Consider the following 13,213-nt stretch of genomic DNA (forward strand, 5'->3'; position numbering starts at 1 on the left):
CTGCGCCGGCGCCGGGCGGTGCGCGGCCGGAGACCTCTCGTCCTGGTCGTTCCCGCGCTCCTCGGTCTGCTGTTCCTGTTGATACCGCTGGCCGGGCTGTTGATCCGGGCGCCCTGGCGGGATCTGCCGGAGCGACTGCTCAGTGCGGAGGTCGGGCAGGCGTTGCGGCTCTCGCTGGTGTGCGCGAGCCTGGCCACCCTGCTCTGCCTCCTCCTGGGCATCCCGCTGGCCTGGCTGCTCGCCCGCGGTGGGCTGCCCGGACGAGGGCTGATGCGGGCGCTGGTCACCGTGCCGCTGGTGCTCCCGCCGGTGGTCGGTGGGGTGGCGTTGCTGCTGGTCCTCGGCAGACGGGGCCTGGTCGGCAGCTACCTGTACGACTGGTTCGGTATCGCGTTGCCGTTCACCACCGCGGGCGTGGTGGTGGCGGAGGCGTTCGTCGCGATGCCGTTCCTGGTGATCTCGGTCGAGGGGGCGTTACGCAGCGCCGACCCCCGCTACGAGGAGGCCGCGGCGACCCTCGGCGCCTCCCGCTGGCTGGCGTTCCGGCGGGTCACCCTGCCCTCGATCCTGCCCGGAGTGGTGGCGGGGACGGTGCTCTGCTGGGCGCGGGCCCTGGGCGAATTCGGTGCCACCATCACCTTCGCCGGCAACTTCCCCGGTAAGACCACCACCATGCCGCTGGCGGTGTACCTGGCGTTGGAGACCGATCCGGCCGCGGCGATAGTGCTCAGCCTGGTGCTGCTGCTGGTCTCGGTGGTGGTGCTGGCCGCGCTGCGGGAACGCTGGCTGCGGGGGGTGTTGTGACGCTGGCCGCCGAACTGCGGGTGACCCGCGGTGCGTTCTCCCTCGAGCTGGACCTCGAACTCGCGCCCGGGGAGGTCGTGGCACTGCTGGGCCCCAACGGCGCCGGGAAGACCACCGCGCTACGGGCACTGGCCGGGCTCACTCCGCTCACCGCCGGGTCGATCGGACTCGGCGACCGGATATGGGATGCGCCGCCGGGAGATTTCGTACCGCCCGAACATCGTTCGGTGGGGGTGGTGTTCCAGGACTATCTCCTCTTCGCCCATCTCGACGCCCTGGAGAACGTGGCCTTCGGGTTACGCGCTCGCGGGCTGCGCCGGACGCTCGCCCGCGAGCGGGCCGCGCACTGGCTGGAACGGGTGGGTCTGGCCGGTTACACACATACCCGGCCGCGCGCCCTGTCCGGCGGACAGGCCCAGCGGGTCGCGCTGGCCCGGGCCCTGGCCGTCGAACCGGAACTGCTGCTGCTGGACGAACCCCTCGCGGCGCTGGACGCGGCGACCCGGGTCCGGGTGCGCGCCGAACTCGCCCGTCACCTCGACGACTACCCCGGGCATACGCTGCTGGTAACCCACGATCCACTCGACGCCATGGTGCTCGCCGACCGGCTGGTCATCGTGGAGGACGGGCAGGTGGTCCAGCAGGGCCCGCCCGGCGAGATCGCCCGCCGGCCCCGCTCGGACTATGTCGCGGATCTGGTCGGCCTCAATCTGTTCCGCGGGACCGCCGCCGGCACCCTGGTCCGGCTCGACAGCGGTGGTGAACTCACCGTCGCCGAACCGGCCACCGGACCGGTACATCTCACCTTCGCACCGGCCGCGGTCGGCCTGCACCCGGAGCGCCCCACCGGTAGTCCGCGCAATACCTGGCCGGTGACCGTGGCCGGTCTCGAACAGCACGCCCATACCGTGCGGGTCCGGCTCGACGGCGCGGTCCCGACGCTGGCGGATATCACCCCGGCCACCGTGGCGGACCTGCGGATCCGGCCGGGGTCGGAACTGTGGGCCGCATTGAAAGCGACCGAGATCCACTGCTATCCGGCCTGATTCGGGGTCATCCGGTGATCCGCCGCAGACCCGCGAACTCCAGGGCCGCGAAGACCGCGACGACCGAGGCGCCGCTGAGGAAGAAAACGATCCCGGCACCGGTGAGCTCGAGCAGGCCGGTGAACGGCAGGGCGAGCAGGCCCAGCACACAGACCGTGTTGACCACGACGACTCCCGCCGTGTATCGGGGCGGGATCACCGGATAGCCGGCGATGAGCAACAGCACCAGCGCGCCGCCGAGCATGGCGATACCGAACGGGACCGACCACGAAGCCGGCAGCCCCAGCGGATCCCGCAGCGGCACCGCACCGGCGAGCATGAAGACGCCGAAAGCACCGGTGCCCCAGCCGTCGAGCCGCAGGGTGCGGCGGAGCAGGTCGTCGGATGTCGCGGGCGCGGACAGGGTGGCGGTGCTCATGGTCGGCTGCCTCTCGGATCGGCGATGGTGGTTCCGGGACCGACTGTGCCGTCACCCGGTCAGCGGTTCAATGACCCCGGAGGTCATGGCCGCCGCGCACCGGCCGCCGATACGCTCACTCCATGACGCTGCGCGCGGACGGCAACCCGTCCCGGATCGGTACCCTGCTACGCGAATGGCGACAGCGGCGGCGGCTGAGCCAGCTGGATCTGGCGCTGGCCGCGGGCAGCTCCACCCGGCATCTGTCGTGCGTGGAGACCGGGCGTTCGGCACCGAGCCGGGATATGGTGCTGCGTCTGTCGCAGACGCTGGATGTGCCACTGCGGGAACGCAATGCGCTGCTCGTCGCGGCCGGGTACGCACCCGCCTACCAGGAGAGCAGCCTCGACGACGACCATCTCGCGTCCGCCCGGGCGGCGCTGGACCATATGCTCGCCGCCCATGAGCCCTATCCGGCAGTCGCGGTCGACCGCTGGTGGAATGTGGTCACCGCCAACACCGCGCTGACGGTGCACACCGACGGCGTACCGGTGCGGCTACTGACCGACCGGCCCAATGTCTACCGGCTGGTCCTGCATCCGGAAGGTCTCGCCGCCCGGCTCGCCAACCCGCGCCAGGTGCGCGAACAGTTGCTGGAGCGGCTGGCACGCCAGGCCGATACCACCGGTGATCCCCGATTGCGCGAACTCTACGACGAGGTCAGCGGTTATCCGGCCGTCGATACCGAGGACGAAGAAGCCGGATCCACCGAACCGGGCCCGTTCCAGGTGCCGGTGCGGATTCGCACACCCCACGGTGAACTCTCGTTGTTCGGCACCATGGCGACCTTCGGCGCACCGGCCGATGTGACACTCTCGGAGCTGGCGGTCGAGCTGTTCTACCCGCTCGACGATTTCACGGCCCGGTTCCTGCGCGAACGGGCCGCCGCGTTTCCGGCCGTGGTATCCGGCTGACCGATATTCGCCGATCTCAGAGGTAGCTCGTATCGTTGACCAGCCGGACCGAGGAACCCCCGTCGGGATAGAACTCAGCGAGCGACAGCGATGCCAGATCCAGGTGCAGGCGGTAGAGCAGTGACGGCCCGACCCCCAGCGCCAATTGCAGCAGCGTCTTGATCGGCGTGACATGGCTGACCACCACGATATTCGCGCCCGGATACCGCGCGACCAGGTCGCGGCGCACCCCCTCGACCCGCTCCCGCACTTCGTCGAAGCTCTCGCCCCCGGGTGCGCGCAGGGACGGATCGCCGAGCCAGTCGGCGTGCAGGACCGGATCGCGGTCGGCGGCCTCGCGGAAGGTCAGCCCCTCCCATTCGCCGAAATCGGTTTCGGTGAGACCCTCGACCACCCGGACCTCGATACCGAGCGCCGTACCGGCCGCCTCCGCGGTCTCCCGGGCCCGGCCCAGCGGTGAGGTGACGATCGCGGCGATATCGCCCTTGGCGGCCAGCATCTTCGCGGCCCGGGCCGCCTGTTCCCGGCCCACCGCGGTCAGTGGCGGATTACCACGGCCGGAATAGCGCCGCTGCACCGACAATTCGGTCTGACCGTGCCGCAACAGCAGCAGCCTGGTGGGCCGGCCGGAGGCTCCGGTCCAGCCCGGCCCGGGGCCGGACAGCCGTGCGGACGCACTGCGCTGATCGGCCGCCGTATCGGCGGCCTCGGTGGCGGCGGCCGGTCGTGCCGGGGCCGGATCGGCCGCCCGCACCTCCTCGACCAGTGCGCCGTCGTCCATGGCCTCGTTGGCCAACCGGTCGGCATGGGAGTTCTCGGCGCGCGGTATCCAGCGGTAGGTCACCCGGTCGAAATCCGCGGCCAGCCGGCGCGCGCGATCGGCCAGCGGGATCAGCGCCGCGTGTTTGACCTTCCACCGGCCCGACATCTGCTCGACCACGAGTTTGGAGTCCATCCGCACCGCGACCACCCGCGCACCGAGTTCGGCGGCCGCCTCCAGCCCGGCGATCAGCCCGCGGTACTCCGCGACATTGTTGGTCGTGACGCCCAGCGCCTCCCGGCGTTCGGCGAGCACCCCCACCCGGTCCGCGTCGAATACGACCGCCCCGTACCCCGCCGGGCCCGGATTACCCCGGGATCCGCCGTCGGCCTCGACAACGACCTCGCGCACGCTCATATCGGTCTCCCGCTCCCGCTACTCGGACCCCGCTGCCCGGCGCGGCCTACAACCCGGATTCCCTGGTCCGCACCAGCACGGCACCGCATTCCGGACACCGCACCACCAGTTCGGGCGCGGTTTTCGCGATCCGGGCGATCTCGCCGCGATCCAGTTCGATCCGGCAGGCCCCACAGCGCCGGGCCTGCAGCAGCGCCGCGCCGATACCGTGGCCGCTCCGCTGCCGATCGTAGATGCTGAGCAATTCCTCGGGGAATACGCCGACCAGCTTCGCGCGGTCGGTTTCGCAACGCTGCTGGGCCACCGCGAGGTCGGCGAGGGCCTCGTCGCGGCGACCGCGCGCGGTGGCGAGTTCGGCTTCGGTCCGATCGAGGCGGGCACCGGCGTGCTCGTGATCCGCGGCCGAGGCCTCGCGCCGTTCCATCACCTCGAGCAGATCGTCCTCGAGGACCGAGCGGCGGCGTTCCAGGCTGGTCAGCTCGTGCTGCAGTTCGGACAGCTGTTTCGCGCCGACCGAGCCCGCTTCCAGTACCCCGCGGTCGCGGTCCTCACGTTTGCGGACCGCCTCGATCTCGCCCTCGAGTTTGCGGATATCGCGGTCCAGATCGTCGAGCACGATCTCCACGGCCACGGCCGCGTCCTTGTGCGCATTGCGTTCGGTCTCGAACCGGTCGACCTCCTGCTGTTCGGGGAGAACGCTGCGCCGGTGCGCGATCCGGGTCAGCTCGGTGTCGACCTCGGCGAGACGCAGCAGTTGGGCCTGAATCGATGGTTCGACATTCAACGCGAACGAACTCCCTGCACGCTGTGGACGGATGAGAAAGTCCACCGTACTCCGCGCGGCGGGGCGGATGTCGCCGACCGGTCCGAACCCGGGGACCGGACGCCGATGCCACGGGTCAACCGCCGCAACCGACCGTCCACGGATCGGTACGTACCGCGGACACCCGGGTTTCCAGCTCCGGGAGCCCGGCTCCGGCCACCGCGGCCGCCTGCGCGCACCAGGGGAACTCCGTCGCCCAGTGGGCCGCGTCGATCAACGCGGGTCCCGAACGGCGCAGATGCTCGTCGGCGGGATGATGGCGCAGGTCGGCGGTGAGATACGCGTCGACTCCGCGGCGGGCGGCGGTATCGAGCAGCGAATCACCCGCGCCACCACAGACGGCCACCGTGCGCAGTACCCGGTCCGGGTCGCCCGCGGCCCGCACACCCCAGGCCGTCTCCGGCAGCGCCGCGGCCGCCCGGGCGGTGAACTCGCGCAGCGTCAGCGGTTCGGCCAGGGTGCCGATCCGGCCCAGGCCCTGATTTCCGGTCAGCGCGGCCCGTTCGGTCACGTGGTAGGCGGGTTCCTCGTACGGATGCGCGGCCCGCAGCGCCGCGAGCACGGCCGCCCGCGACCCCGGCGCGGCGACCACCTCGAGCCGGTCCTCGGCCACCCGGGTCAACTCACCCACCGCCCCGATCGCCGGATTCGCGCCGCCCAGCGGCCGGAACTGACCGGTACCGGTGACCCGCCACGCCGCCTCCCGATAGTCCCCGGTGCCGCCGGCACCCGCGGCGAACAGCGCCGCCAGGACGGCCTCGGCCTGTTCCGGGGGTACCTGGACCGTCCATTTGTCCACGGCGGGAACATATTTCGGGTCCAGTGGACCGGTGACGGTCAGGCCGAGCGCCGCGGCCAGCGCGTCGGAGACACCGGGGTCGGCGGAATCGGCGTTCGTATGCGCGGTGAACAGTGCGCAGCCGGCCCGGATCAGCCGGTGGACCAGGGCTCCCTTGGGACGGTCGGCCGAAACACTGTCCACACCACGCAGCAGCAGGGGATGGTGGGCCACCACTGCCTGCGCGCCCCACCGCACCGCCTCGTCCACCACGGCCGCGGTGACATCGACGGCGAACAACACCCGCCGCACGGGCTCGGCCGGATCCCCGCAGACCAGGCCCACCGAATCCCACGGTTCGGCCAGCCGCGGCGGATAGGCCGTCTCCAGCGTCGCGACGAGTTCGGCAAGGGTGGCCACGGCGCACCTTTCTCTCGGGAGTGGGTCGGCGACAATCATGTCGCGCGTATTCCGTTCCGGCCCGGCCGGTCCTCCCGGCCGCGGTGGTACCGGGACGCTAGACCAGCCGCCCGGCGTTCCCCAGCGCCGCCACCAGCCGATCGACATCGTCCGGCGGCCGCACGGCGACCCGCACATGTCCCGGGCTCAGGCCCGGGAACGTATCGCAGCGCCGGACCGCTATTCCGTGCCGGCGCAGATATTCGCGCAGTATCTCGCCACGTTCCACCTCCAGCAGCAGGAACGGCGCAGCGGCCGGGGTCTGCACCGCGACCCCGGCACCGGTCAGTCGTTCGACCATGGCCACCCGGTGTTCGGCGATCTCCGCCGCCCGCGCCGCGGTCTCGGCCAGCGCGCGCGCCGAGGTGGTCGCGGCGATCGCGGTGAGCTGGAGGGTACCCACCGGCCAATGCGCCCGGCCCCGGACCAGCCGCCGCAGCACCTCGGGTGCCCCGAGCAGATAACCGCAGCGCAGACCGGCCAGGGCCCAGGTCTTGGTGAGGCTGCGCAGCACCAGCAGCCCCTCCCCGGCTTCGGCCGCCAACGACTCCGGCTCGCCGGGCACCGCGTCCATGAATGCCTCGTCCACCACCACGATCCGCCCCGGGCGCAGCAGCGCGCGCACGACCTCGGCCGGATGCAGCACCGAAGTCGGATTGGTGGGGTTGCCGATCACCACCAGATCCGCTTCCTCGGGCACCAGCGTGGGATCGAGGGTGTAGGGCGGTGCCAGCAGCACCCGGTGCACCGGCACACCGGCCTCGCGCAACGCGAGCTCGGGTTCGGTGAACGACGGATGCACCACCGCCGCCAGCCGGGGCTCCAGCCGCGGTAGCAGAGCGAAACCCTCCGCGCCACCGGCCAGCGTCAGGACGTGGTCGGGCGTAACCCCGTGCCGGGCGGCCACGGTTTGGCGGGCGTGCCGTTCGTCGGCGGCGGCGGGGTACCGGCCGAGCGAGTCCAATGCGGCCGCCAGCCGATCGCGTAGCCAGCGTGGCGGCCCGGCGCCCTGGACATTCACCGCGAAATCGAGCAGACCCGGCTGGGCTTCCACATCACCGTGATGACGCAGCCCGGCGAAATCGACATGATCGGTGAGCATGAGACGCACCCTACGTGGCGCCGGGCCCGATCGACCCGCCAGAATGGCTGTTGTGGGTGAGCTGCACATATCGTTCGTCTGTACCGGCAATATCTGCCGGTCGCCGATGGCGGAGAAGATCCTGCTGGAGCATCTGTCCCGGGCCGGTCTGCGGGATCGGGTCCGGGTGAGCAGTGCGGGCACACACGGCTGGCACGCCGGGGCCGAGGCCGATCCGCGCACCACCGCCACGCTGCGCCGGCACGGCTACCCCACCGGCCACCGGGCCTCCGGGTTCGGCACCGAGCACGCCGACGCCGACCTCGTCGTCGCGATGACCACCGAACACGACCGCAACCTCGCGGTACGCGGTATCCCACGCGAACGCCGCCGGATGCTGCGCAGTTTCGATCCGGACGCCGACGGGGCCGAGGTACCCGATCCCTACTACGGCGGGACCGAGGAGTTCGAGCTGGTACGCGCGCAGATCGAGGCCGCGGTCCCGGGCCTGCTGGAATGGGTGCACGCCGCGCTCGCCGCCCGGGCACCGGTCACCGGCGGTGCGGCCTGATGCGCCGCCTGGCCTTCCTGCTGCGTCCGGGCTGGTTGATCCTGGCCGTGGTGGTCGTGGCGTTCGCGTACCTGTGTTTCACCGTGCTGGCCCCCTGGCAGCTCGGTAAGAACGAGAGCACCTCCGAGCGCAATCAGTTGATCGCCGATTCGGTGCACGCCGATCCGGTGGCGGTCACCGCCGTGCTCGACGGTGACGCCGCGGAGGCGGCCACCGAATGGCAGAAGGTGTACGCCGAGGGCAGCTACGTACCCGATTCGACGGCACTGGTCCGGCTGCGCCATCTCGACGGTGCGCCCGGTTTCGGGGTGCTGTCCGCCTTCACCCTCACCGACGGACGCACTCTTCTCGTGGACCGCGGGCTGGTGGCGGCGGTCGACGGATCGCAGCCGCCGCCGATCGCTCCCCCGCCCACCGGTGTGCAGCGGGTCGAGGGCCGGATCCGGGTCTCGGAGAATGTCGACCCGCAGCGCACGCCCGCGGTGCAGGACGGCGTCCCACACGTCTACTCGATCGACGTCCCGCAGGCGACCACGGTCCTCGGACTGCCGCTGACCGCGCTCCCGGCCGGCGACCGCGGCGCCTATCTCCAGCTGTCGGAGAACCAGCCGGGCGGATTCACCCCGGTCCCGCTGCCCCAGCTCGACGCCGGGCCCTACCTCTCCTACGGACTGCAATGGCTCGCCTTCGGCATCATGGCACCGCTGGGACTGGGGTATTTCGCGTGGGCCGAGATCCGTGAACGCCGCAAGAACCGCCCGGCGGCGAAGGCCGGACCCGGTACGGCCGGGCCGGGCGACGCTCGACCCGAACCCGTCACCGCCGAGGCGCGCCTGGCCGACCGGTACGGCCGCGACCGCCACTGAGACCGGGCGTTCCCCATCCGGGTTCAGCCGCGCGCGGACCGGTCCCGCAACAGTGCGAGCGCCGCGGCCGCTACCACGGCCGCGTACTGCACCAGCTCCGACAACCGGACCGCCCGGCGCAGGTCACCGACCGTGGGCGGGGCCCCCGCTCCCAGTTCCGGCCGCTGCTCGACCCCGTGCCGGTATTCGGTACGCCCGCCGAGCCGGATACCCAGCGCTCCCGCCGCCGCCGCTTCCACCACCCCGGCGTTCGGGCTCGGATGCCGGGCCGCGTCCCGGCGCCAGGTCCGCCACACCGCGCCCGGACTACCGCCGACCAGTGGTGCGACCACCGCGGTGAGCAGCCCCGTCACCCGGGCCGGGAGCAGATTGGCCAGATCGTCCACCCGGGCGGCCGCCCACCCGAAGCGCCGGTACCGCGGGTTGCGGTAGCCGATCATGGCGTCGAGTGTGTTGACCGCGCGGTACCCCAGCAGACCGGGAACACCGGCCACCGCGCCCCACAGCAACGGTGCGACAGCGGCGTCGGAGGTGTTCTCGGCGATCGATTCCAGCGCCGCCCGGGCCAGCCCGTCCGCGTCGAGAGCCTGCGGATCCCGCCCGCACAGCGCGGGCAGCAGCTCCCGGGCGGCCGTCAGCTCCCCGGCCGCCAGCCGATCGGCCATCACCCCACCGGTCCGCGCCAGGCTCCGCCCACCGAGAACCGTCCAGGTCGCCACGGCCACCGGTAGCGCACCACCGCGGCGCACCACCGCGCCCAGACCCACGACCGACCCCACCAGTACCAGTTCGTGCACCACCCCGGCGCGCCGCCGATCGGCGTAGGTCACCGATTCCAGCGAGGCGGCCAGCATCCCGAACCCCGCGACCGGATGCCCCCGCCGCGGATCCCCGACCGCCCGATCGAGGGCGAACCCGATCAGCAGACCGGCCGCGGTCGAAACACCTCTGCGCACCGGGTGAGCGTAGCCAGCGCCGCGGTTCCGTCCGGCGCGGGGACGACCGGGCAGCGGAATTCGGGCGACGGGTACCGGTGTTGGCAGAATCGACCCGGGCGCGACCGGCACCACCGCGACCGGGCCACCGTCGGCGACTGCCCGCCCCGATGTCACATATCGGAGGCGAACATCGTCGACCAGGCGAGACCATCGCCCGACCGCGGGCCACGACCGAACGGGAGCCGTAGTGACCGACCGAGAGGAAGCCGCCGATCTGGCCCGGCGTTTCGAGGAACTGCGCCCGTACCTGCGCCGCCTCGCCTACAGCACCCTGGGCAGTCTCGCCGACGCCGACGATGTCGTGCAGGAGGCGTGGCTGCGGCTGCAACGGCAGCAGGGGTCCGGCGGGGTACCCATCGACAATCTGCAGGCCTGGCTGACCACGGTCACCGGGCGACTGGCCCTGGATCAGCTCGGTTCGGCGCGGGTGCGGCGGGAACAGTACGTCGGCGAATGGCTACCCGAACCGGCGGTCACCGACTGGACCGATCCCGCCGACCGGATCTCGCAGGACGAACGGGTCACCATGGCGCTGCTGGTGGTGCTCGAATCGCTCTCTCCGGCCGAGCGCACGGCATTCGTCCTGCAGGATGTGTTCGGGATGTCGGGGCCCGAGGTCGCCGAGGTGGTGGGCCGGACCCCGGCCGCGGTCCGGCAGCTGGCCTCGCGTGCCCGGAAACGGGTCGAGGACGGAACCCCGCGTTTTCCGGCGTCCCCGGACGAACAGGAGAAGGTCGTCTCGGCCTTCTCGGTGGCCTGGCGTTCCGGTGATATGAGCGCGCTGCTGGGCGTTCTCGACGACCGGGTGACCCTGACCGCCGACGGTGGCGGCAAGGTGCCCGCCATCCGCCAGCCGGTCGCCGGTGCCGAGGTCATCGCCAAAATGCTGCTCGGCTGGTACCACTTGCCCGCGGCCGAGGGCGGCTGGGGCCGGACCATCGAGGTCAACGGCCTGCCGGGCCTGCTGGTATTCGACGGCCGGCACCACGGGGTGTTCTCGTTCACCGTCGATGCGGACCGGATCACCGCCATCCACGTCGTCCGCAATCCGGACAAGCTGCGTGACCTCCCGGCCGATGCCGGGGCGGAATGGATGCTGCGCGAGAGCGGGGAGGACTGAGGCCGACCGGGAGCGCACTGCCTCCACCACGTCGGCGAGGCCGGGAACGAGCGCGTTAGGTTGCCTGTATGAGGATCGAAGTCAGCGGACATCAACCCGAAGTCGACGCCACCGCCTGGATCGCGCCCAACGCGACCGTGATCGGCCGGGTGAAGCTCGGGGCGCAGGTCAGTATCTGGTACAGCGCGGTTCTGCGCGGTGATACCGAGCTGATCACCGTCGGGGAACGCAGCAATATCCAGGACGGTTGCGTACTGCACGCCGATCCGGGTTTTCCGACGACCGTGGGTGCCGGGGTATCGGTCGGGCACAACGCGATCCTGCACGGTTGCACGATCGAGGACGATTGCCTGATCGGTATGGGCGCGACCGTCCTCAACGGCGCGGTGATCGGCCGGGGCAGTCTGATCGCGGCCAATGCGCTGATCCCCGAGGGTGCGCAGATCCCGCCGGGATCGCTGGTCGCCGGTGTTCCGGGCAAGGTGCGCCGCGAGCTCACCGCCGAACAGCAGCGCGGCGTGGAACTCAACGCCATGGTCTACCTGCACCATATGTCCGAACATCAGACGGCGAAGGAGATCTGACCGGTCACCGGCCCGGACATGTTATTGGACAAGCGTCCAGTAGGTGACTGATAGGATGGACTGAACACATCCGGGGAGACGGGCGGACTCGAAACCCACTGTCCTGCAAGGCGTCGGCGTTTCGGGCGGCCCGTTCAGGTGGGCACGGCGAGGTGCCGGCAGGAGGTATGACGGGTGGCGTGCGAGCAAACCGAAACGCACCGGTCGGCCGGGCAGGTCAGCGTGGCGGATATCGCCGCGCAGCCGGGAGGAATCGAGGCGCTGCGGCGCCGAGTTCACGAATTACGTTCCAGGGGAGTCGATTTCGCGGCCAATGCCATCGAACACGAGATGGCCGAACTGGATCTGCCGCCGGAGTGATACCCGGCACGTATCCGCTGCGCAGGTCACTTCGCCCGACGGACGTCGGATAAGGTGGGAGAACCATGCCACCCGTACCGCCGATACTGCAACGCATCCTCGCCGAGCCCCCCGCCGACAGCGGGAAAGTACTCGACAGCGCGTTATCGGCGTTCCTGGATTTCGGTATCAAACGCACCAGCATGGGCGAGATCGCCCGCCGTGCCGGTATCAGCCCCGCGACCCTCTACCGCCGCTTCGAATCGAAGAACGACCTGGTCGAAGCGGTGACCGTGCGGGAAGCACAACGGTTCGTCAGCAAAATCGACAACCGGGTGCGCACGGTGGCCGGCTCCGAAGATCAACTGGTGGAGATCTTCGTCGCCTTCATCTCCGCCATCGCCGGTAACCCGCTGCTCATCCGGCTGCTGCGTACCGAACCCGACCTCGTACTGCCCAGACTCACCACCGAGGCCGGCCCCATCCTCGCCGTCGGCCGCACCTACCTGGCCGCGAAGCTCCGGGAGCTGAACGACAGCGGAACAGATTTCGATCCCGACCTGGTCGCCGAGATCATGGCCCGCCTGGCCCTGTCGCTGGCCCTCACCCCCGACGGTCTCATCCCCATCCAGGACGAGGCCGCCGGCCGCGAATTCGCCCGCCGCACCCTGCTCCCCATGGTTTCCGGGCACAGCGCGAACTGACTGTGTATATTGCCCCGCCTTCGGCGGGGCGGGGCGGGGCCCTATTAACCCCGATTCTTCACTCCTTCGCTCAGTCGCTGCGCTCCTTCGCTACGTCGCTCCAGAATCGGGGCGGGCCCCGCCTGCGGATGGGACCATCCGGAGAAGTCGGAAGGTACCTGCGGGGGCGGGCCTCGATCACGTGGGTAGGTACAACACTGTCGGTCGTCGACGCGGAGCAACTGCACGAGTACGCGGCGGCACGGATCGCGAAACGCGCGATGCCGCGGCACCGAGTTCCACTGAGCAGCGTGCGCGGGTGGTCCGAATACTCGTGCTCGACGGTCACCGATCCACGGACGGCCAACCACCCATCGCTCCAGAACCGGGGCAGGCCCCACACATGCGCCGACAACAGCGGAGGCGGGCCTCGACCACCTGAGTAGGCCCACGACACTGTAAGTGCTCAACGGTCACCAATCCACGGACGGCCAACCGCACATCGCGCATCGC

Annotated in this window: 15 protein-coding genes; 9 read left to right on the top strand and 6 right to left on the bottom strand. The window is 70.9% G+C overall.

Features of this window, described 5'->3' with window-relative positions; genetic code table 11:
• Together modB and ACWEWT_RS25290 are read left to right on the top strand one after the other, a co-directional pair.
• Positions 1-804, top strand: coding sequence for a molybdate ABC transporter permease subunit (modB, locus tag ACWEWT_RS25285; protein ID WP_452562573.1), 804 nt, complete (start codon positions 1-3; stop codon positions 802-804).
• Positions 801-1,850 (top strand): ABC transporter ATP-binding protein, encoded by a 1,050-nt coding sequence (locus tag ACWEWT_RS25290; protein WP_452562519.1) that lies wholly within the window; start codon positions 801-803, stop codon positions 1,848-1,850. The genes modB and ACWEWT_RS25290 overlap by 4 nt, the downstream gene beginning before the upstream one ends.
• Positions 1,851-1,857: 7 nt before the next feature.
• Here the strand turns inward: ACWEWT_RS25290 and ACWEWT_RS25295 are convergent, their stop codons facing one another.
• Positions 1,858-2,268 (bottom strand): hypothetical protein, encoded by a 411-nt coding sequence (locus ACWEWT_RS25295; RefSeq protein WP_452562520.1) that lies wholly within the window; start codon positions 2,266-2,268, stop codon positions 1,858-1,860.
• A gap of 122 nt (positions 2,269-2,390) precedes the next feature.
• Between ACWEWT_RS25295 and ACWEWT_RS25300 the strand changes: the two genes are divergently transcribed.
• Positions 2,391-3,221, top strand: a complete 831-nt coding sequence (locus tag ACWEWT_RS25300) for a helix-turn-helix domain-containing protein (protein WP_452562521.1) — start codon at positions 2,391-2,393, stop codon at positions 3,219-3,221.
• Between the two features lie 16 nt (positions 3,222-3,237).
• Here ACWEWT_RS25300 and ACWEWT_RS25305 read toward each other — a convergent pair whose 3' ends face one another.
• The 4 genes from ACWEWT_RS25305 to cobC all read right to left on the bottom strand — a co-directional run bounded on the left by ACWEWT_RS25305 (position 3,238) and on the right by cobC (position 7,560).
• A complete protein-coding gene (locus ACWEWT_RS25305; RefSeq protein WP_452562522.1) occupies positions 3,238-4,398 on the bottom strand; it encodes a bifunctional RNase H/acid phosphatase in 1,161 nt (386 codons plus the stop codon).
• Positions 4,399-4,444: 46 nt separating this feature from the next.
• On the bottom strand, positions 4,445-5,182 hold the full coding sequence (locus tag ACWEWT_RS25310) for a zinc ribbon domain-containing protein (RefSeq protein WP_452562524.1): 738 nt from the start codon (positions 5,180-5,182) through the stop codon (positions 4,445-4,447).
• Between the two features lie 115 nt (positions 5,183-5,297).
• The gene (locus tag ACWEWT_RS25315) at positions 5,298-6,458 is read right to left on the bottom strand and encodes a Nif3-like dinuclear metal center hexameric protein (protein ID WP_452562526.1); all 1,161 of its coding nucleotides are present in this window, start codon (positions 6,456-6,458) and stop codon (positions 5,298-5,300) included.
• A gap of 58 nt (positions 6,459-6,516) precedes the next feature.
• On the bottom strand, positions 6,517-7,560 hold the full coding sequence (cobC, locus tag ACWEWT_RS25320; protein ID WP_452562528.1) for an Rv2231c family pyridoxal phosphate-dependent protein CobC: 1,044 nt from the start codon (positions 7,558-7,560) through the stop codon (positions 6,517-6,519).
• Positions 7,561-7,603: 43 nt separating this feature from the next.
• Here cobC and ACWEWT_RS25325 point away from each other — a divergent pair, with 43 nt between their 5' ends.
• Positions 7,604-8,110 (top strand): low molecular weight protein-tyrosine-phosphatase, encoded by a 507-nt coding sequence (locus tag ACWEWT_RS25325; protein WP_452562575.1) that lies wholly within the window; start codon positions 7,604-7,606, stop codon positions 8,108-8,110.
• A complete protein-coding gene (locus tag ACWEWT_RS25330) occupies positions 8,110-8,976 on the top strand; it encodes an SURF1 family cytochrome oxidase biogenesis protein (protein ID WP_452562530.1) in 867 nt (288 codons plus the stop codon). The genes ACWEWT_RS25325 and ACWEWT_RS25330 overlap by 1 nt, the downstream gene beginning before the upstream one ends.
• 23 nt (positions 8,977-8,999) lie before the next feature.
• On the opposite strand, the gene ACWEWT_RS25335 is transcribed toward ACWEWT_RS25330, so the two are convergent.
• Complete coding sequence (locus tag ACWEWT_RS25335) at positions 9,000-9,932, bottom strand: cobalamin biosynthesis protein (RefSeq protein WP_452562532.1); 933 nt, start codon at positions 9,930-9,932, stop codon at positions 9,000-9,002.
• 229 nt (positions 9,933-10,161) lie between these two features.
• Here ACWEWT_RS25335 and sigJ point away from each other — a divergent pair, with 229 nt between their 5' ends.
• The 4 genes from sigJ (at position 10,162) to ACWEWT_RS25355 (ending at position 12,721) form a co-directional block, all read left to right on the top strand.
• Positions 10,162-11,094, top strand: a complete 933-nt coding sequence (gene sigJ / locus ACWEWT_RS25340; RefSeq protein WP_452562534.1) for an RNA polymerase sigma factor SigJ — start codon at positions 10,162-10,164, stop codon at positions 11,092-11,094.
• Between the two features lie 68 nt (positions 11,095-11,162).
• A complete protein-coding gene (locus ACWEWT_RS25345) occupies positions 11,163-11,678 on the top strand; it encodes a gamma carbonic anhydrase family protein (RefSeq protein WP_452562536.1) in 516 nt (171 codons plus the stop codon).
• A gap of 174 nt (positions 11,679-11,852) precedes the next feature.
• Positions 11,853-12,038: a hypothetical protein gene (locus ACWEWT_RS25350; RefSeq protein ID WP_452562538.1), complete on the top strand. Its 186-nt coding sequence runs from the start codon at positions 11,853-11,855 to the stop codon at positions 12,036-12,038.
• Positions 12,039-12,103: 65 nt separating this feature from the next.
• Entirely contained in the window at positions 12,104-12,721 is a 618-nt protein-coding gene (locus ACWEWT_RS25355; RefSeq protein ID WP_452562539.1) for a TetR/AcrR family transcriptional regulator, read from the top strand.
• Positions 12,722-13,213: the final 492 nt, after the last annotated feature.

Source organism: Nocardia sp. NPDC003963 (genome assembly GCF_053605105.1).